Genomic DNA, 20,726 nt, shown 5'->3' with positions numbered 1-20,726 from the left:
CGTAATGACCATTAATGACCACAAATGACGCCTTTCCATAAACCGTCGATGCAACATTTTATACAATCAATTCAGGCAGTTCACCGCGTCGGCCGACGCTTGCTGGGTGTTGGCGGGCTGATGCTGCTCTCGCTGGTGAGCTACGGACAGGACGGTGCCGAGTACGTAACCGTTGTGGCGGCCAAAGCGCCGCCCAAACTGACCGGCGAAATCAAAGGGGTCGTGATCGATGCCGCCACCAAAAAACCGCTGACGGGCGCCCGGGTATTCTACAAAAACCTGACAACCTCGATCACCGGCGACGACGGACGCTTCACCCTGGCGATCCCCGGCAATAACGTGTCGGTAGGGGTAGAGGGGCCTGGTTACCAGACGCGCGAAATTCCGGTAGATGGCCGCAAAACGCTGACGATTGCCCTGAACGAAGGCGACCGTCCGTCGTTGTTCACGCCCCTGGTGCTGGCCAACCACGCCATGCCCGCCAACCGCCTGGCCAACGCCGCCGCCACCGTCGATATGGCCGACATCTGGACGCGCTACAACGAAACGGCGGACTCGTATCTGCAGGGAAAAATTGCGGGCCTGAACAGCATCCGTAGCTCAGGAACGGCCAATGCGCGGGCCAATCTGCTACTGCGGGGGTATACGTCGCTGTCGGCAACCAACCAGCCGCTGATCATTGTCGATAACATGATCTACGACAATGGTACCTACGGCAGTTCACTGGCCAATAACTACGCCGAGAATCCGCTGGCGAATATCGATGTGCGGGACATCAGCAACATTACCGTGCTGAAAGATGCCGCCGTTACCGCCCAATACGGCACCAAAGCCGCCAACGGCGTGATCGTGATCACCACCTCGCGGGCCAAAGACCTCGGCACCCGGATCGACCTGTCGATGAATGGCGGCATGAACCTGGCTCCAACGGCCATTCCCGTGCTGAACGCCACCGACTACCGGACGTACCTGGCCAACGTGTTAAGCTCGGGCGGGGCGACCACGGAACAGCTTCAGGCATTGCCTTATTTCAACGACGTCCCAAACTCAGGTACGTATTACCAGTACCACAACAGCACCGACTGGCAGAAGAAACTCTTCACCAACAGCCTGTCGAACAACATGTACCTGAAAGTGACGGGGGGCGATAACATTGCCAAATATGCCCTGTCGATGAATTATCTGACCAACAACACGGCCCTGGCGCAGTCGAACGTGAGCAAGTACAGCACCCGGTTCAACGCCGACCTGAACCTGAGCAACCGGCTGAAGGGCATTGCCAACATGAGCTTTTCGTACAACGAAGCCAACATAAAAGACCTGGGTTTTGCGCCTAAAACCAACCCGATCTTCCTGTCGCTGGTCAAAGCGCCTTTCCTGAGCGACTACGAGATCTCATCGACGGGCATCACCTCGCCCGATTATGCCGACGAAGATGTGTTTCGGGTAGGGAACCCCACGGTGGTCAGTAACCTCATGCAGGCCAGCAACCGGGCCTATCGCTTCGTGGGTGGCCTGGGGCTGCAATACAACGTTATGCCCGGTCTGGAACTGGGGGCCAGCGTATCGGTGATTTTCGATAAGGTCAAAGAGAACCGGTTCGTGCCACGCCGGGGCATTTTAAGCGATACGCTGAGTAACGCCATTGCCCAGAACCAGTTGGGTTCGCAGACGAAACGGCTGTTCAACTTCAACACGGAAGTGTACGCAGCCTATACCAAAACGATCAATTACCGGCACGAATTTTCGGCTCGCGTCGGGGTTCGTTACCTGAACAGCAAAACCGAACAGGACCGGATTCAGGGCTACAACTCAGCCACCGATGAACTGATCAGCGCGGGTAACGGGGTGGCGTTGCTGAACAACCTCGGCGGTGGCCTGGGCGAATACAACTGGCTGAATACGTACCTGAACCTGAACTACGCTTACGCCGACAAGTACTTCGTGTCGTTCAGCGGGGCCATGGACGGTTCGTCGCGGTTTGGCAGGCAGGTATCGACCGAATCGGTGGGTATTGGCGGTCTCCGCTACGCGCTGATGCCGGCGGTGTCGGCAGCCTGGCAGATCTCGTCGGAGGGGTTCATGGGTAATTCGCCATTCGATCTGCTGAAACTGCGGGCATCGTATGGCCGGGTTGGTAACGACGATATCGGTAACTACGGCGCTCGTCAGTATTACACAGGGCAGAACCTGCTTGGTATCCAGGGCCTGATTCGGAGCAACATCGCCAATCCCGCCTTGAAGTGGGAAACGGTAACCAAAGCCAACCTGGGCCTGGATATGTCGTTCCTGAATGATCGGGTGGGCCTGAGTCTGGACGTGTTCCGCAACAAAACCACTGATATGCTGATCGTGGAGACTACACCAACGGTGGCGGGTATTTCAACCATGCTGCGCAACGGCGGGGCCATGACCACCAGCGGACTGGAGGCCAGCCTGAACGTGCGGATGCTGAACCGGCCCGCGATCAAGTGGGATCTGGGCGTGAACATTGGCCGGGCGGTTTCGGTCATCGACCAACTGCCCGACGGCAATCTGATCAACGCGTTCGGGGCGGCAACGTACCTGACGGGCGTAGGCCAAACGCCGAACGCATTCTATGGCTACGTTGCCCAGGGTGTGTTCGCGACCGATGCGCAGGCAACCACCGCCGGTTTGCAGACCCGCCAGAAAGACGGTTCGCTGCGGCCCTTCCGGGGTGGCGACATTCGTTTTGCCGATCTGGACAACAACAAGATCATCGACGAGCGCGACCGGCAGATCATCGGTAACCCGGCGCCCAATTTCTTTGGCGGCATCAGCAACCACGTCAGCTACGGCAACTTCACGCTCGATGCGCTGATCACGTTTGTGTCGGGCAACAGCCTGTACAACTACACCCGCAATGTGCTGGAATCGGTATCGGGCACCAATAACCAGTCGCAGGCAGTGCTGAACCGCTGGCGGGGCGACGGGCAGCTGACCGACGTACCCAAAGCAACGCTTGGCGATCCGCTGGGCAACGCCCGCTTCTCGACCCGCTGGATCGAAGATGGGTCATACGTTCGGTTACGCACGATAGCGGCTTCCTACAACTTCCCCATCAACCGGGCTCTGCTGAAGTACCTGACGTTCTACGCCAGCGCCAATAACCTGCTGACGTTCACGAACTACCTGGGCTACGACCCGGAGTTCAGTGCCACCAACAGCCCGTTTGGGCAGGGCGTTGACAATACACTCGAGCCCATTCAGAAATCCGTTCAGATCGGTGTCAAGTTTGGCCTCTAATCCTTTTTGCCGCTTTTTATGAAATCGTCAGTCAAGAAAAAAATAGGTATTGCCGGGCTGGTCACGTGCCTCCTGGTGGGGGCATCGGCCTGTACCAAGTTGCTGGAAGTAGACACCAAAGATGCCCTGACCAGCGAGCAGGTATACCGGAACGTGTTCGACGCCGATGCAGCGGTGCTGGGGCTTTACGGGAAATTCATGAACCTGGCCCAGCAGTACGTGGTCCTGAACGAACTACGCGCCGACCTGATGGACGTGACGGTGAATGCCGACGAACAACTCCGGCAGCTCAACAACCACGACGTGGCGGTGGGCAATGCCTATGCCGACCCGAGGCCGTATTACGAAGTTATTCTGAACTGCAACGACATCCTGAAGAATTTCAGGCTCATGTTGCAGCAGAACAAGATGCGCGTTGACGAATACAACCAGCGCGCGGCCGACATTACGGCGCTGCGGAGCTGGGTCTATCTGCAACTGGGTATTCAGTTCGGGTCGGTACCCTACGTGACGGAGACCTACGAGAATGTGACGGACATTGCCAATGTGTCGTCGGTACCCCGGATGGAGCTAACCGTGCTGATCAAGGAACTGATCAAGACCATGGAGGCCATTCCGTCGGTTTACCGCGAGCCCTACACGTCAACCACGTCGATTGTGGCGGCACCGGTGGATGGGTATCCGCTGAACAAGTTTTTCATTAACAAGCATGTGCTGCTGGGCGATCTGTACCTCTGGGACAACCAGTACCTGAAAGCGGCACAGACCTACAAACTGGTGCTCGAAACCGCCGCCCGGACGGGTGTTGACCCGAACTCGGAAGCGTTTTATGCCACCTACAAGATTCACTACGCCGGTACGGCTAACAACGACCTGGCCGTTGGCTACCTCGATGGCGTCAGCAGCATCAACAGGCTGGCCGATGCCAACACGCTGGGCTGGCGGTCGATGTTTGCCCGTCGGCCCACCGAAAACTGGTTCAACTACGAATGGATCTGGTTCATGCCGTTCGACAAGAACTTCAAACCCCAGAACCCCTTCATCGATCTGTTCTCGAACATCAACGGCCGGTATCAGGTCGCGCCCGCTCAGCAGGCCATCGACCTCTGGAATAGCCAGAAGCAGAGCAACAACTTCCCGTTCGACGCCCGTGGCCGACTGACCTACAAGACCGTTGCCGGTAGCCCGGTGATCATGAAATACCTCTACAACTACGTTGACCCTAACACAGGTTTGCCCATCGGAGCCACCTTGCAGGAGAAGAACGGCACCTGGTTCCTGTACCGGGCCGCCACACTGCACCTGCGTTTTGCCGAAGCCGCCAACCGCGATGGTCGCCGGAAACTGGCCTACGCGCTACTGAACTACGGTATTTCCACCACGTTCGATTCAGACCCCGTTGGCCGTGACGAGACCTTCCAGCAATCAACGTTCGATGTGCCGCCTTACGATTTCTACGCCCGTAACGGCGACGTACCGCTCTTCCGCGACCCCTGGTACCGGAACAACGGCATCCGGGGCCGCGCGGGTCTGCTGAACGTACCTGTAGTGGGTGATAGCACGGTGTCCATCGAGAATTCGCTCATCGAAGAATCGGCGCTGGAACTGGCCTACGAAGGGCAGCGCTGGCCTGATCTGGTGCGGGTAGCCCTGCGCCGCAACGACCCCGCTTTCCTGGCCGACAAGGTGTACCTGAAGCTGAAAAAAGCCAACAACCCCAACGCCGACGCCGTCCGCACAAAGCTGATGGATAAGAACAACTGGTTCCTGCCTTTCAAGCTGAAGTAGGGTAGTTGCGGCGTAATCAATCGGTAGTGGAAACATGTTGCTTCGCGCTCTGTCCTGTGGCTTTGCAAACTTCGTTGTCGCTTGCCTGGGGCGAGTGACCCTTATCGATAGGGCCTCTGGCCCGTTGGTAACTATGAAACGACTGTTTAGCGCTGATTTGGTTTGGTTCTACGGACGGGCCAGAGGCCCTATTGATAGGCGTCACTCGCCATAGGCAAGCGACAACGAAGTTTGCAAAGCCACACGTCTAACTCACTCTCGTTTTATGAAAACCAGAACGCATTCAACGATTGTCACGATCTCGCTGCTTCTGGCGGTGGTATCAGCACAAGCGCAGATCGGTACGCGGTTCCCGTCGGAACGAAAGGTCATAAAAGACCCCGTTACCGGAACGCCGCTGACGTTTCTGACCAGTAAACCCACCGGCGACTCGAAGATTTACCAAACACACCGGCAATGGACCGCCGACGGGAAATGGCTCATCTTTCGCTCGAACCGGGTGAAAGGTGAAGCAATCGCGGTGAACGAAAAAACGGGCGGGCAGGTGCAGGTGACCGAAGGCGGCTACACGGGCATGCTCAACATCGCCGCCAGGTCGATGAAGCTCTATTTCATGCGTAATCCCGCCCGAAACGCGGAACGCGCCCCCGAATCAGGCCGTGATGCGTCACTGGAAATCGTTGAAGTAGATCTCGCCAAACTGTTTGCCGACAGTGAATCGGGCAAGCTGCAACCCGCCACGGTCTACCAGCGTGTGTGCGGTACCACCCCAGCCGAACTGGGTGCCGGTGGCGATATGGCGCTCGATGCCGACGAAGAGTGGGTGTATTTCCGGGTTGGTAAGACCGAAGCGGCGAAACACCTGGCGGCCGATACGAAAATTGAAGGGTCGTTTGGCCCCCGGAAAATGGGGGCCGGTCCGGCGGGACTGGCGGGCATGAACGTGAAAACGGGCGAACTGAAATACATCGTTTCAGTGCCGTTTCAGGTAGGTCATATCCAGGCCAATCCGTTTGTGCCGGGCGAGATCGTGTTTTGCTGGGAAACGGGTGGTAAATCACCCCAACGTACCTGGACAGTCCGCGCCGATGGTACCGGGCTACGGCCACTCTACCCCGAATCGGACTATGAATGGGTAACCCACGAAGCCGTTATTTCCCGTGATGAAGTTGCCATTGCCATCATGGGCCACCGGAAAATAGCCATGACCACGGCGGCGCTGGTCAGCCAGACCGACAAGGCCGCTACTGTGCCCGACGTGCAGAATCCCGGTCAGGAAACGGATTGGGGACCATCGGGAACGCGCGAAAAACCAACCGGCCTGGGCATTGTGAACCTGCGTACCCGGGAGATGACCATTGCCGGCCAAACGCCCAGCGGCAGCGGTCTCTGGCACGTGCATGGTTCGCCAGACGGACGATGGGCCGTGGGCGATGATTTCGCCCGCAACATCTACCTCATCGATCGCCACACCCGCGAGATGATCCTGCTGTCGGCGGGCCATAAAACCACCGCTGCCGACCATCCACACCCCACTTTCAGCCCCGACGGCACCCGCATTCAGATTCAGTCGGCCATGCTCTCCGACGATAACAAGTCGATGAACATCTGCATCATTCCCGTCCCCGCTGATTGGTTGAAGCGGACGTATAAAGACTAGTTTGGGTGGTTATTGCCGACGCGTAGACGATTCGCGCTATAGTGCGTTGCTGACGCTGGTATGCTTCGCCAATCGACTCCATATGAAAAAGCTGTTGCTTGCTTTTTGTGTATCGATCACCGCCGCCTGGAGCCAATCGGCCCCCAGAGAGGCGTACCTGTTTTCGTATTTTAAAGACAACGGGCAAGATGGTCTGCACCTGGCCTACAGCCTCGATGGCTACAACTGGAAAGCCCTGAACAAGGATAAATCGCTGCTGACGCCGGTGATCGGCAACGCCAGACTCATGCGTGATCCCTGCATCATTCAGGGCCCCGACAAGACTTACCACATGGTCTGGACAGTAAGCTGGAACGATAAAGGCATCGGGTACGCCAGGTCGAAAGACCTCATCAACTGGTCGGAGCAGCAGTTCGTGCCGGTGATGGCCCATGAACCAACGGCGTTGAACTGCTGGGCACCCGAGATCAACTACGACGCGGCTACGAAGTCGTACATGATTTACTGGGCTACTACCCTTCCTGGCCGCTTTCCACAATCGGAAGGGGCGGGCGACGAGAAGTACAACCACCGCATGTACTACGTGACCACACAGGATTTCAAGACGTTCAGCGCTCCCAAACTGTTGTACGACAAAGGCTTTAACGTGATCGACGCGACGATTATTCGGGACAAAAACGAGTACGTGATGTTCCTGAAAGACGAGACCAAAACCCCGCCCCAGAAGAATATCCGCATCGCGCGGAGCAACACGCTCACGGGTGGCTACTCAGCGCCAACTGCTCCCATTACCGGCGCTTACTGGGCAGAAGGCCCCACCGTCGCTAAAATCGATAACGCCTGGGTCGTTTATTTCGACAAATACACGAAACACACGATGGGCGCCGTGCAATCGACCGACCTCGTGAATTGGACCGATGTGTCTGATAAAGTCAGTTTTCCACCAGGCACCCGCCACGGTACCGCCTTCCGCGTACCGATGGGTGTGCTGAATAAGTTACTGGAAGTGAAGTAGGTACGTGTTAGCGGAAACGTAGTTTCGCCACCGAATCGTTGTCGCTTGCCTGTGGCGAGTGACTTTTATCAGTAGGGCCTCTGGCCCGGACGTAGCTGTGGTCATTCGACTAACACCGTTGACCATCAACCAACGGGCCGGAGGCCCTCTAGATACAGGTCACTCGCCACAGGCAAGCGACAACGCCAGCAAAACCCCGCCCCAAAATGTCGAACCACATCCCACGCATTCTCCTTGGGTTGCTCGTGCTGTTGCAACCGGCTTATTCGCAGGAACTGTACCCGATTAAACTGCCGGCCACCCTCTGGCATAACCAGCAGCGCGAACTGCGGTACCGGCCGGAGGGGACAGATTTTGTTATTACCAACGGAAACCGGCTTTTTACCAGAGCCCTCTATGGTACCAACACCGCGTTTAGAATTGAAAGCGGTGACCGGCCTGAGTTTGCGCTGTATATGCCCGGTATGGGCGGTAATCTCAGGCTCGGAATCGTCGTTGACGGGCAAAGCAAGTGGCTCACCGACGCGCAAACGATCATCGCCCGTTATCGGCCCGGTGCCAGGCTGTATACGATCAGCGACCCGTTGTTAAGTGGTGGGCAGTGCGAGTTGGCGATACAGGCGCTGGCCGACGGCGAAGGGCTTGTGCTGAAGACGCGGTTCGAGAACGTACCCGGCTCCGTTGAGCTGATCTGGGCGTTTGGCGGGGCTACGGGCAAAAAATTCTCCCGCGATGGCGATATGGGACCCGACCCGGAATCGAACTTTTACCTGAAGCCCGAAAACTGCAAAGACAACAGCTACGCCATCAGTTCAGGTACGTTCTCGCTGACCTACGGAACAGGCCAGCCAGTTGGGCCCGATGGGCGCTATTTTGTGGAAGACGCCCAGCAACCGGCCAAACCCGGTAAAGAGCAACGCCTGTCAGGTACGTTCCCGCCCGCCTCGATCCTGACCGTTGGCGATGCCACGAAACTAACGTCGCCGCTGACGCTGGAACAGTCGGCGCCCGAAAAGGCACCTGTGCTGGTAGGCAGGCTGGCTATCACTTCCGAGACCGACGCGTACCTGACCATCTATAACCCCGCCACACAACCGATGATCAGCTACGGCGCCGTAGCTGACGTGTTTCGGGCTGCCGAAACGAAGCGGGCGCAGCTGGCCGGGCGGGTGGTAGTAAAAACGCCCGATCCGTACCTCAACACCATTGGCGGGGCACTGGCTATTGCGTCGGATGCCATTTGGGAGTCGCCATCGTATATGCACGGAGCCATTGGCTGGCGGATGCGCCTGAATGGCTGGCGTGGCCCCTACACCGCCGATCCGCTCGGCTGGCACGACCGCGCCCGCGCTCACCTGTCGGCCTACGCGGCGTCGCAGGTGACGAGTCCGGCGGCGGGGCCGATCGTACCCGATACCGCCATGCACCTGGCGCGGAGCACCGAGAAACTGGGTATCGGTATGTTCTCGAGCGGCTACATCAGTCGCGACCCAAACGGAAAAAACCTGCGGGCACACCATTATGACATGAACCTGGTGTACATCGACGCGCTGCTGCGGCATTACCAGTGGACCGGTGACCTGGCGTTCGTGAAGGAGACGTGGCCTGTGCTGAAACGGCACCTCGCCTGGGAAACCCGCCATTTTGACCCCGATGGCGATGGGCTGTACGATGCCTACGCCGCCATCTGGGCCAGCGACGCGCTGCAATATAGTGGGGGCGGGGTTACGCACACGTCGGCCTACAACTGCCTGGCGTACCAAAAAGCAGCCCGGATTGCCTTGTTGCTGGGCGACGATCCGCTTCCGTACCGCCGCGAATCGGAGAAGATCCGACGGGCAATGAATGCACTGTTGTGGCTACCCACGAAGGGCACATATGGCGAATTCAGAGACCAGCTCGGCAACCGGCTTGTACATCCTGCCCCCGCCATCTGGACCATCTACCATAGCCTCGACTCCGACGTACCCGACGCGTTTCAGGCCTGGCAAAGCGTGCGCTACATCGACACCGATATTCCGCACATTCCCGTCCGGGCCGTTGGCCTCGATGACGGCAATTACTACACGATTTCCACCTCAGGCTGGATGCCCTACACCTGGTCGCTGAATAATGTGGCACTGGGCGAGTCGATGCACACGGCACTGGCCAACTGGCAGGCGGGCCGTACCGACGAGGCATTCACGCTCTTTAAAAGTGAAGTGCTGGCGTCGATGTACCTGGGTGGCAGCCCCGGCAACATTGTTCAGATTTCGCATTACGACGCCACCCGTGGCGAGGCCTACCGCGATTTTGCCGATCCCATTGGCATGTTCTCGCGGGCGCTGGTGGAAGGGCTGTTTGGTATTGTGCCCGACGCCCTGAACAAGACGCTGACCATTCGCCCCGGCCTGCCCGCCGCCTGGCACTACGCCTCGATCAGTCTTCCCGACCTGAGTTTCGATTTTAAGCGGGAAGGGCGAACGGATACGTACCTGTTGCGCCCCAGTTTTCCGACGAAACTCAACCTGAAATTCCAGGTCATTGCGCAGGGGCAGGTGAAGCGGGTAACGGTCAACGGTAAACAAGTTGCCTGGACGAACGTATCGGCGTCGGTCGGAAAACCGGTGATCGAGATTGGTGCGCTGCCTGCCGACGCGTATCGGATCGAACTTAGCTGGGCCGGGGCCAAACCCGTGTTGCCGGTACCTGAACAAACGTATACAACGGGCCGACTGCTATCTGCACGTTTTGCCGGGGCCAGGGTAATGACGGCGAAAGACCCGCAACAGGTACTGAGCAACATTGAGCTCAGGGCGCAGGGATTAACAGCGCAGATCAAGGCCGCACCGGGTACATACACGGCTTTTTTGCAGGTAAAACAGGGCGATCTAAGCTGGTGGATGCCCCTCTGCTTCCGGGTCGACAAACCAGTGACGGTGCGGGCTGTCGGCGAAGCTGACGTTAGTGGGTCGGCGTTCCGGCTTCAGAATAACACCGGTGTGGCTACAAAAGCAACGGTACAGATCAACGACTTTATCCAACCGCTCGATCTGCCGTCAGGTACGTTGTCGGCTGAAGTCACGGTGCCAAAAGAAGCACTGATACCCGGCACAAACAACGTATCGATCCGGCTTCCCAACGGCACCATTGTTACCGAACGCCTGATCGACTGGTCGGCCCGAACGAATAAGCGGCTGGAGACGGTCGGTCTGTCGCGTTACTACAATGACCGGGTGACGCAGCTTTTTCGGAACAAATACCTGTCGCCCCGCCCGCAGGTGACCACGCTGCAACTGCCCTGGCAGGGGATCGGCGACTGGCCGCATCCGCTGGAAAGGCCCGAGATCGACGATAGTGGATTGCGGAGACTGGCCGGGTCGACAAACCAGATTGTATTGCCACAGGGTATCCCGTTCAATACGCCCGGCAGCGCTGATGCGAAGAACATCCTGTTCACGTCGCAGTGGGACAATTACCCGCGCCAGCAGACGATTCCGCTCACCGGCAACTCATCGCACGCGTGGCTGCTGATGGCGGGATCGACCAACCCCATGCAGAGCCAGTTCATCAACGGTGCGGTGGTGGTCACCTACACCGACGGCAGCCGCGACAGTCTGGCGTTACGCAATCCCGAAACGTGGTGGCCGATCGAAAAAGAGTATTACACCGATGGTTTCGCTTTCTCCCTAAAACAGCCCCGCCCGATCCGCATCCACCTGAAAACGGGCGCGATCGTATCGGGCGAGGAATCGAAACAGACATACAATGGCCGAGCAATCGCCGGAGGTGCCGCTACGGTGCTTGATCTGCCGCTAAATCCATCGAAAATGCTAAAAAGCCTTACCTTGAAAACCATCGCCAACGACGTCGTGATCGGCCTGATGAGCCTGACGCTGGCTAGAGAATAACCCAGTAGCAGGAGACCGCAGGATGGCGTTCGCCACATTGATTTTGATCTTTCGACATGTTTTTTGTCATCCCAACGTCAGGAGGGAGGACAAAGCCCCCCAACCAACCATGAAACAAGCCTTCCTCTTTATAACCGCCCTCGCTTTAACCAGCGGAACCGTAACCGCCCAGAATGCGCCCAAAGCCAACGATTCCACCACGCCGCTGCACCTGCTGAAACCCGATTACCCGGTTCCGTATGGGCAGCCGAAGGTAGCAGACGTGACGCAGGTGCTCGACCGGGTATATACGTACCTGGACACGACCACGCCCGCCGAACTGGTTGATAAAACAACGGGAAAGGCCATCACCGACCTGGGTACGTTCAATCCGAATGCCATCATCAAGCCCGGCGATTACCGGCTGACCAGCTACGAATGGGGCGTTACCTATGCTGGCATGCTGCTGGCCAGTGAAGCTACCGGCGACCCGCGTTACGCTGAGTACACCAACAAGCGGCTGGCGTTCCTGGTCTCGGTGACCCCGTATTTCAAGAACCAGGTGGCGGCTGATCCAAAAGCGAATACGCCACTCCGGGCCATGCTGGCGCCCCATGCCCTCGACGACGCCGGGGCCATGGCGGCGGCGATGATCAAATTGGCCCGGACGGCAAAAGTCAAGACCGATTTCCGGCCGCAGATCGACACGTACCTGAACTACATCACCAGGCAAGAGCACCGCCTGACCGACGGTACGCTGGCCCGTAACCGGCCGCAGCCCAACACGCTCTGGCTCGACGATCTGTTCATGAGCGTACCCGCACTGGCACAGATGGGAAAGCTGACCGGCGAGAAGTCCTATTACGACGAGGCGGTAAAACAGGTGCTGCAATTCTCGAAGCGGATGTTCAACAAGGAGAAGGGCCTCTACATGCACGGCTGGGTCGAGGGCATGAGCGTACACCCCGAGTTTCACTGGGCCCGCGCCAACGGCTGGGGCCTGATGACGGCCGTTGAACTGCTCGATGTATTGCCCGACAATCACCCCGGTCGCCCGGCTCTGCTCGAACTGCTTCGCGCCCACGTTCGCGGCCTGGCGGCCTGCCAGTCGGGGTCTGGTTTCTGGCACCAACTGCTCGACCGGAACGACTCGTATCTGGAAACATCAGCCACGGCGATCTACGTCTATTCAATCGCCCGTGCCATCAATCGCGGCTGGATTGACCCGCTGGCGTATGCACCCATGACGCTGCTCGGCTGGAATGCCGTATCGACCAAAGTGACAGACAAAGGCCTGGTAGAAGGTACCTGCGTAGGCACCGGTATGGGTTTCGACCCGGCGTTTTACTACCACCGCCCCATCAACGTCTACGCCGCCCATAGCTATGGGCCGGTGCTGCTGGCTGGCGCTGAAGTGATCAATATGCTGAAGAAAAAGACCTTCGAGATCAATGACAGCTCGCTGCAACTGACGGAGAAACGGTGAATGAATGGTCGCCTTTTTTGTCATCCCTCCTTCCGTCGGGATGACAAAAGCGTTGCTTACTATCAAAACGGCACTCACGCTACGTTGTTGCTTGCCCGTGGCAACACATAATGCGAAGCCATGACGACCGAAGCTCCAGCTTCGGTCGTCATGGACCAGTTTACCACTACCGAAGCTGGAGCTTCGGTGCTACATGGTTTCCAACGCATGAAAAAACGACACCTGATCACCAGCCTCCTGAGCCTGACAATGGCGGTGGCGCTGGCCCAAACTCCAGCCAGTTACAAGTTTGATTTTGGGTCGGGGAAGGTGGCCAAGGGTTACACTCCCGTGTTGCCTGCTACACAGTACACTAAAGAACTGGGCTACGGTTTGACGAAGGAAGCGCAGCTTACCGCCGTTGATCGGGGTGGCAGAAATGCGTTGACGGATGATTATTGCACCAGCGATAAACCCTTCTACTTCACCGTCGACGTACCTGAGGGGAACTACGACGTGACGGTTACCCTGGGCGATCGGGGCGGCGAATCGGCAACGATGGTGCGGGCCGAATCGCGGCGGCTGATGACCGGGCAGATCGTGACGAAAGCCGGGCAGTTCGAGACCCGCACGTTTACCGTCAACGTGCGAACGCCAAAAATCAATGACCAGCAGCGCGTACGGCTGAAACCGCGCGAGTTGGGCTACCTGAACTGGGATAACCAGCTAACGCTGGAATTTAACGGCCCAAACACCAAAGTATGTGCTGTTGAACTGAATCGTAACGATAAGGCAACGACCATTTTTTTGGCTGGCAACTCCACCGTTGTCGATCAGGATCGCGAGCCCTGGGCGGCCTGGGGCCAGATGATTCCGCGCTTTTTCAAGGCCGGTAAAGTCGCCGTTGCCAACCATGCCGAATCGGGTGAGGCGCTGAAAAGCTTCGTCAGTGAAAAACGGCTGGAGAAGATCGTGAGCCTGATGAAGCCCGGCGATTACCTGTTCGTCGAGTTTGCCCATAATGACCAGAAGCAGGGCAGCGCACACGTCGACCCGTTTACGACCTACAAAGAGCAACTGAAACTATACATTGGCGAAGCTCGCAGAAAGGGCGGTATTCCGGTACTGGTCACCTCCATGCATCGCCGCAGCTTCGACTCGACCGGCCACATTACCAACACGCTGGGGGATTACCCCGAGGCCATGCGCCAGACCGCCCGTGAAGAGAACGTGGCCCTGATCGATCTGAACGCGATGAGCAAGGTGCTGTATGAAAGCTGGGGGCCAGAAATGTCGCTGAAGGCCTTTGTGCATTACCCCGCCAACTCGTTTTCCGGCCAAACGGAGGCCCTGAAAGACAACACCCATTTCAGCACCTACGGTGCCTACGAAATCGCCCGCTGCATAGCCGAAGGCATTCGGGCGAACGTACCTGAACTGGCCAGATCGCTGCTGACCGATCTGGGTACGTTCAACCCCGCCCGGCCCGACCCGCTGGCCACCTGGAACTGGCCGCTAAGCCCAATGATCACCGCCGTTAAACCAGATGGGAATTGATTTTTTGTCATCCCGACGGCAGGAGGGATCTTGAGGGCAACTCAACCTTAATTTCAAGAAAACTCAAGATCCCTCCTGCCGTCGGGATGACAAAAAAGCAACCCACACTCCCCGAGCCAACAAAAGCGTACATGAAACAACGCCTCTTTCTCTTTCTCCTGCTAGCCATCTGCGTAGCTGCCGTTCGGTTTCAACCAGCTGAGAAAAAGCCCAACGTGATCTTCATTCTGGCCGATGATATGGGCTACGGAGACTTGGGCTGTTATGGACAGAAGCAGATTCAAACGCCCAATATTGACCAGTTGGCGAAAGATGGGATGCGCTTCACGCAGGCCTATGCCGGTACGTCGGTTTGTTCGCCCTCGCGCAGTTCGCTGATGACCGGCCAGCATACCGGACATACCTACATCCGGGGCAACTATGGTCCGAACCGCAGCCGGATCTCGTATCCCGACAGCATCTTTACCATGGCTGAACTGTTCAGGGCGCAGGGCTATGCCACGGGTATTTTCGGGAAATGGGGGTTGGGCACCAAAGGCTCCAGTGGCACACCCAACAAACAGGGATTCGATGAATTTGCCGGTTACCTCGACCAGAACCACGCCCACGATTACTACACCGATCACCTCGACCTGAACGAATCCGTTGTGCAGTTGCCCGAAAACGGCGGCGGTAAAAAAGGCACATATACGGCCGACTGGTGCTTCGGTAAGCTGAAATCCTTCGTGCAGGGGCATACAACGCAACCCTTCTTCCTCTTCTTCGCCACGACGCTGCCGCACGATAAATACCAGCTCGCCGTGAAGCCGCAGTACGCCGGTAAAGACTGGCCCGACGGCGAGAAAATCTACGCCTCGATGGTGACCCACCTCGATCAGCAGGTAGGCGAGTTGCGGAAGCTGCTGAAACAACTGAAGCTCGATGATAACACGCTGATCGTCTTTACCAGCGACAACGGCCCCGCCACGCTGGCGGCTAGTGGCCCTGATAGCCCGGCGTTCAACGCGGCGTTTTTCAATAGCTCGGGTGGGTTGCGTGGCATCAAACGCGAGATGTATGAAGGCGGATTACGTGAGCCGATGATCGTTAGCTGGCCGAACCACGTCAAACCGGGCACAACCAGCACGTACCCGGTTGCCTTCTGGGATTTCATGCCCACGTTTGCGGCGCTGACCGGTTATAAAAAGCCGATAACGACCGATGGGCAGTCTATACTCCCGTTGCTAACCGGCGGCAAGATGGCGGCTCAACCCGGCCGCACCCTGTATTGGGAGTTCCATCTCGAAGACAGCCAGGTCGGCGACATGAAGCAGGCTCTGCGCTGGAACAACTGGAAAGCCGTTCGCAACAGCGTCAGCCAGCCCGTCGAGCTGTATGACCTGAGCCGCGATGGGCAGGAGAAGACCAACCGGGCGGCTACGGAGCCGAAACTGGTGCAGCAACTAATTACCCTGATGCAACAGGCGCACCGCGAGTCGAGCTACTGGCCGGTACCGGGCGCACAAACAACGCAACGATGAAAAACTGGAGAAAGCACCTGGTCGCAATCGCCTGCCTAGTGCTGGTCAGCGGTAGGCAGGCCACCGCCCAGCGACTGATGGAAAACCTGAGTCGGGGCGTTATCGCCATTAGTCAGGGCAACGGCAAGGTGTACGTTGGCTGGCGACTGCTGGGCACCGAACCCGCCGACCTGGGTTTCAACCTGTACCGGGCCACAGGCAGTGGTAAGGCGCTGAAGCTCAACGGCCAGCCGATTACCCAAAGCACCAACTTCGTCGATCAGGGCGTTGACCTGAGTCAGTCGACGAGTTACGTGGTAAAGGCGGTGCTGAACGGCCGGGAGCAACCTGCCAGTCAACCGTTCACACTTGGGGCCAACCCTGCCGGAGTGGAGCAGGCTGTACCGGCGCAGCCTTACCTGACGCTTCCGTTGCAAACGCCCGCCGGGTATACGCCCAACGATGCATCGGCTGCGGATCTGGATGGCGACGGCAATTATGATCTGGTGCTGCACCAGACCGGGCGGGGTCGGGATAACGGACAGGCGGGATTAACGGATGCCCCGGTGCTGGAGGGCTATAAGCTGGATGGTACGCTGCTCTGGCGCATCAACCTCGGCAAAAACATTCGCGAAGGGGCACACTACACGCAGTTCATGGTGTACGACCTCGATGGCGATGGCCGGGCCGAAGTAGCCTGCAAAACCGCTGATGGTACGATTGACGGAGTCGGTAAAGTCATCGGCGATTCGACGAAACACTGGGTACGTGCCGACGGCAAGATTCTGGACGGGCCTGAATTTTTCACCATTTTCGACGGAAAAACGGGCGCGGCCCTGGCCACTACCGATTACATTCCTTCGCGCTACCCAACCGACGGCTGGGGCGGTATTGGCGGCAACGGCGGCACCGATAACAACGGCAACCGGGTTGACCGGTTTCTGGCCTGCGTAGCGTACCTCGATGGCCAACGGCCCAGTGTGGTGATGTGCCGAGGCTATTACGGCCGCACCGTACTGGCCGCCTGGGACTGGCGGGGCGGCAAACTGACGTCGCGCTGGGTGTTCGATTCAAAAGACCTGCCCGGCTTTTCGGGCATGGGTAACCATAACCTGACTGTTACGGATGTAGACGCCGACGGGAAAGACGAAATCGTGTATGGCTCGATGGTAGTCGATGACACGGGTAAAGGCCTGTTTACGACCAAACTTCGGCACGGCGACGCCCTGCACGTCACCGATCTCGACCCTACCCGCCCCGGCCTGGAAGCCTGGGGGATTCACGAGAACGAAGAGCCTGTTCCCGGTTACGAAAATGGCTATGGCGCGGCGCTCTACGATGCCCGAACGGGCGACATCATCTGGGGTACGTTCCCCGGAAAAGACGTCGGGCGCGGGGTAGCCGATGATATTGACCCCGATAATCCCGGCGGCGAGATGTGGTGGTCGGGTAGCGATGGGCTATACGACGCTAAGGGAAAGCGCATTGGCAGCAGCCCGCCCTCGACGAATTTCCTTTGCTGGTGGGATGGTGATCTGAGCCGCGAGTTGCTGGATGGCAACCATATCGACAAATACCAGAACGGCGCTCCGGCTATCCGGCTGCTCACCGCCACCGATTGCTCATCGAACAACGGCACCAAATCAACGCCCACCCTCAGCGCCGATCTTTTTGGTGACTGGCGCGAGGAGGTGATCTTCAGAGCCAACGATGGCAAAAGCCTGCGCATCTACACCACGACTATTCCAACGGAATATCGGCTATACACGCTTATGCACGACCCACAATACCGCCTGAGCATCGCCTGGCAGAACGTCGGCTACAACCAGCCGCCCCATACCAGTTTCCACATTGGCGCAGGCATGAAAACACCGCCGAAGCCGAATATTATAACGACGTTGAAGTGAGTCGGGTGTTGTGTATGCTTAAACTGCCCCTGACATTATCCATTAAACCTCCATCAAAAATCGACATGAAAACGTACCTCAAATTAATCCTGTTCGCCCTTGTTGCCCTGGCCGGCATCGCGGCGATGCAGGCACCGCGCCCAACGCTGTACATCATTGGTGACTCCACCGTTCGGAACGGCTCCGGGAAAGGAACAGATGGCCTGTGGGGCTGGGGAAGTCTGATTCCCGCCCATTTCGACACGACGCGTATTCACATCGAAAACCACGCCATCGGTGGGCGCAGCAGCCGTACCTTTCTGACCGAGGGGCGCTGGGATAAGATCATGGCCCGGTTGGCTCCCGGCGATTTCGTGATCATGCAGTTTGGCCATAATGATGGCGGGGCGATCAACGACACCACCCGCGCCCGGGGTTCGATCAAAGGCATGGGCGACGAAACGCAGGAAATCGACAACCTGCTGACCAAAAAGCATGAGGTGGTACACTCGTTTGGCTGGTACATGAAGAAATACATTGCCGATACGAAGGCGAAAGGAGCCACACCGATCGTGTGTTCGCTGGTGCCGCGTAACGTCTGGAAAGCGGGTAAAGTAGAACGGGGATCGGGCAGCTACGGCAAATGGGCGGCCGAAGCAGCCACGGCGGGCGGCGCCTATTTCATCGACCTGAACGAGATCATTGCCAGGAAATACGAAGCCGGCTACGATGAAGCCAAACTGAAAACCGACTTCTTCCCCGGCGACCATACGCATACCAACTACAACGGTGCCAACTACAACGCCGCCGCTGTCGTGGAAGGCCTCCAGCAACTGAAAGACTGCCCGCTCAATAAGTATGTGGTGAAGTTGTAAGGGAGCTTTACGCGGCGAGGTGCTTCGCGCTGCGGGGCCAGGCGACAGCAAATTGACGAGTGAACCAACTAACTACATCTTTCTCCGCCTAGCAGGAGAGTTCAGGAGGCATATGTCATGCATAGCAACCTTCTTTACCTCTTTGTTAGGCTTATTCTATTCCTGGTCAATTCTTAACTGATGAAAAATACCGCACTGTTCCTTCGTAACGTACCCGGCATTGCCCTGTTGCTGACAATAGCGCTGGCGGTTAACGCACAGAAGCTGCCGCCCAGAAAGGATATCCTGGCCAAAATGACGCTGGCCAATGACTACTTCATGGCGAAGTGGCCCGATACCGGCAAGGAAATCGTCACCAACAAAACGCGCCCCAGCCACATCTGGACACGCGCCGTGTATTACGAAGGCCTGATGGCGCTCTATGAGACCGACAAACAGAAACGCTATTACGACTACGCCGTCGACTGGGGTATGAAGCACAACTGGGGTATGCGGAGCGGCATCAAAACCCGCAACGCCGATGATCAGTGCTGTGGCCAGACCTACATCGACCTGTACCTGATCGACCAATCTGGCCAGCGGCAACCGCAACGGATCCACGACATCAAAGCGTCGATTGATTCGATGGTGGCTAGTTCCAAAGTCGATGACTGGAACTGGATCGATGCGCTGCAAATGGCCATGCCGGTGTTTGCCAAACTGGGGGTGATCTATAAGAATCCGGCTTACTACGAGAAGATGTACCAGATTTACCTGTACTCGAAAACGAAGCACGGCGGTCAGGGCCTGTATAATCCGAAAGACGGGCTGTGGTGGCGCGACAAAGATTTTGTGCCGCCCTACAAAGAACCGAACGGCGAAGACTGCTACTGGTCGCGGGGAAACGGCTGGGTGGTAGCGGCCCTGGTGAAGGTACTTGAGATTATGCCGAAAGACGCCCCCCACCGTGCTGAATACCAGCAAACGTACCTGGCGATGATGAAGGCGCTGGCACCGTTACAACGCCCAGACGGCTACTGGAACGTGAGTTTGCACGATCCGACCAATTACGGGGGTAAAGAAATGACCGGCACTGCTCTGTTTGTATACGGTATGGCCTGGGGAATGCGTACCGGCCTGCTCGACAAAAAAGTGTACGCGCCCATTGTAGCTAAAGGCTGGAACGCGATGGCCACCGAGAGCGTCGACACCGACGGTCGATTAGGCTGGGTGCAGGGAACGGGGAAAGAACCAAAGGAAGGCCAGCCGGTAACGTTTACCAGCAAACCCGATTTCGACGATTACGGCCTCGGCTGCTTCCTGCTCGCTGGCGCCGAAGTGTATAAACTGAAGTAACGGGGCTTACTGAAAAACCTCGGTCAGGTTGAGTTCAACGCCCGTAGTTGGGTCAATGAGGGTTTCGTTGTGGAAGGGTACGATCTTGCCGTCGGGCGTAAGTAGAAAAATAGTTTGCAGCGACGGTTGTACCAGCCACCCCGAACCAACGCCCGCTTTAAAGTACACTTCGAATTTGGCCATCAGCTCATCGACTGCCTGCGTTGGCGACAAAATGTCAACAGCCGTTAACGGTAATTCGGTCATCCGAACTTCATCTTGGCGACTATCGAAGGTGAGCAGCGGATAGATACAAATGTCGGGTGTATAAGCGGCGTCGTTGATCTCGACACGGATTTCGGGCAGAATAGTGAATCGGCTGGAATAACGGCTGAATAAGCTGCCACTGATCCGCATCTGAATAATAGCGTGGTTCTTACTTGGCATGGGTTTACGGCGGTCTGCTTCGTAATCGTAAGGGGGCAGAGCAACAATCGTTTCCATAAGCAAGAGCGGTTTTAACAAAGATAC

Annotated in this window: 12 protein-coding genes; 11 read left to right on the top strand and 1 reads right to left on the bottom strand. The window is 57.4% G+C overall.

The features are described from left to right. Positions 1-48: 48 nt before the first annotated feature. The 11 genes from ACAW75_RS00635 (at position 49) to ACAW75_RS00585 (ending at position 20,216) form a co-directional block, all read left to right on the top strand. Entirely contained in the window at positions 49-3,267 is a 3,219-nt protein-coding gene (locus ACAW75_RS00635; protein ID WP_370726723.1) for a SusC/RagA family TonB-linked outer membrane protein, read from the top strand. An 18-nt stretch (positions 3,268-3,285) separates the two neighbouring features. Beyond that, positions 3,286-5,055 (top strand): RagB/SusD family nutrient uptake outer membrane protein, encoded by a 1,770-nt coding sequence (locus ACAW75_RS00630; RefSeq protein WP_370726722.1) that lies wholly within the window; start codon positions 3,286-3,288, stop codon positions 5,053-5,055. A 265-nt stretch (positions 5,056-5,320) separates the two neighbouring features. Next, positions 5,321-6,715, top strand: coding sequence for a TolB-like translocation protein (locus ACAW75_RS00625; protein ID WP_370726721.1), 1,395 nt, complete (start codon positions 5,321-5,323; stop codon positions 6,713-6,715). An 82-nt stretch (positions 6,716-6,797) separates the two neighbouring features. Beyond that, positions 6,798-7,730: a glycoside hydrolase family 43 protein gene (locus ACAW75_RS00620; RefSeq protein ID WP_370726720.1), complete on the top strand. Its 933-nt coding sequence runs from the start codon at positions 6,798-6,800 to the stop codon at positions 7,728-7,730. A 206-nt stretch (positions 7,731-7,936) separates the two neighbouring features. Then, positions 7,937-11,620 carry a DUF4450 domain-containing protein gene (locus tag ACAW75_RS00615; RefSeq protein ID WP_370726719.1) on the top strand — a complete coding sequence of 1,228 codons (3,684 nt, stop codon included), beginning with the start codon at positions 7,937-7,939 and terminating at the stop codon, positions 11,618-11,620. Positions 11,621-11,729: 109 nt separating this feature from the next. Further along, entirely contained in the window at positions 11,730-13,085 is a 1,356-nt protein-coding gene (locus tag ACAW75_RS00610) for a glycoside hydrolase family 88/105 protein (RefSeq protein ID WP_370726718.1), read from the top strand. 120 nt (positions 13,086-13,205) lie between these two features. Beyond that, complete coding sequence (locus ACAW75_RS00605; RefSeq protein WP_370726717.1) at positions 13,206-14,621, top strand: rhamnogalacturonan acetylesterase; 1,416 nt, start codon at positions 13,206-13,208, stop codon at positions 14,619-14,621. 131 nt (positions 14,622-14,752) lie between these two features. Further along, a complete protein-coding gene (locus ACAW75_RS00600; RefSeq protein ID WP_370726716.1) occupies positions 14,753-16,141 on the top strand; it encodes an arylsulfatase in 1,389 nt (462 codons plus the stop codon). After that, positions 16,138-18,027 carry a rhamnogalacturonan lyase gene (locus ACAW75_RS00595; RefSeq protein ID WP_370726715.1) on the top strand — a complete coding sequence of 630 codons (1,890 nt, stop codon included), beginning with the start codon at positions 16,138-16,140 and terminating at the stop codon, positions 18,025-18,027. Before ACAW75_RS00600 ends, ACAW75_RS00595 begins: the two co-directional genes overlap by 4 nt. A gap of 65 nt (positions 18,028-18,092) precedes the next feature. After that, entirely contained in the window at positions 18,093-18,881 is a 789-nt protein-coding gene (locus ACAW75_RS00590) for a rhamnogalacturonan acetylesterase (protein WP_370726714.1), read from the top strand. A gap of 180 nt (positions 18,882-19,061) precedes the next feature. Beyond that, entirely contained in the window at positions 19,062-20,216 is a 1,155-nt protein-coding gene (locus ACAW75_RS00585) for a glycoside hydrolase family 88/105 protein (protein WP_370726713.1), read from the top strand. A 6-nt stretch (positions 20,217-20,222) separates the two neighbouring features. On the opposite strand, the gene ACAW75_RS00580 is transcribed toward ACAW75_RS00585, so the two are convergent. Continuing rightward, the gene (locus ACAW75_RS00580; RefSeq protein ID WP_370726712.1) at positions 20,223-20,699 is read right to left on the bottom strand and encodes a Uma2 family endonuclease; all 477 of its coding nucleotides are present in this window, start codon (positions 20,697-20,699) and stop codon (positions 20,223-20,225) included. Between the last annotated feature and the right edge of the window lie 27 nt (positions 20,700-20,726).

This window comes from Fibrella arboris, from assembly GCF_041321095.1.
Classification (GTDB): Bacteria; Bacteroidota; Bacteroidia; order Cytophagales; family Spirosomataceae; genus Fibrella; species Fibrella arboris.
This window is presented reverse-complemented; position numbering and strand designations above follow the sequence as displayed.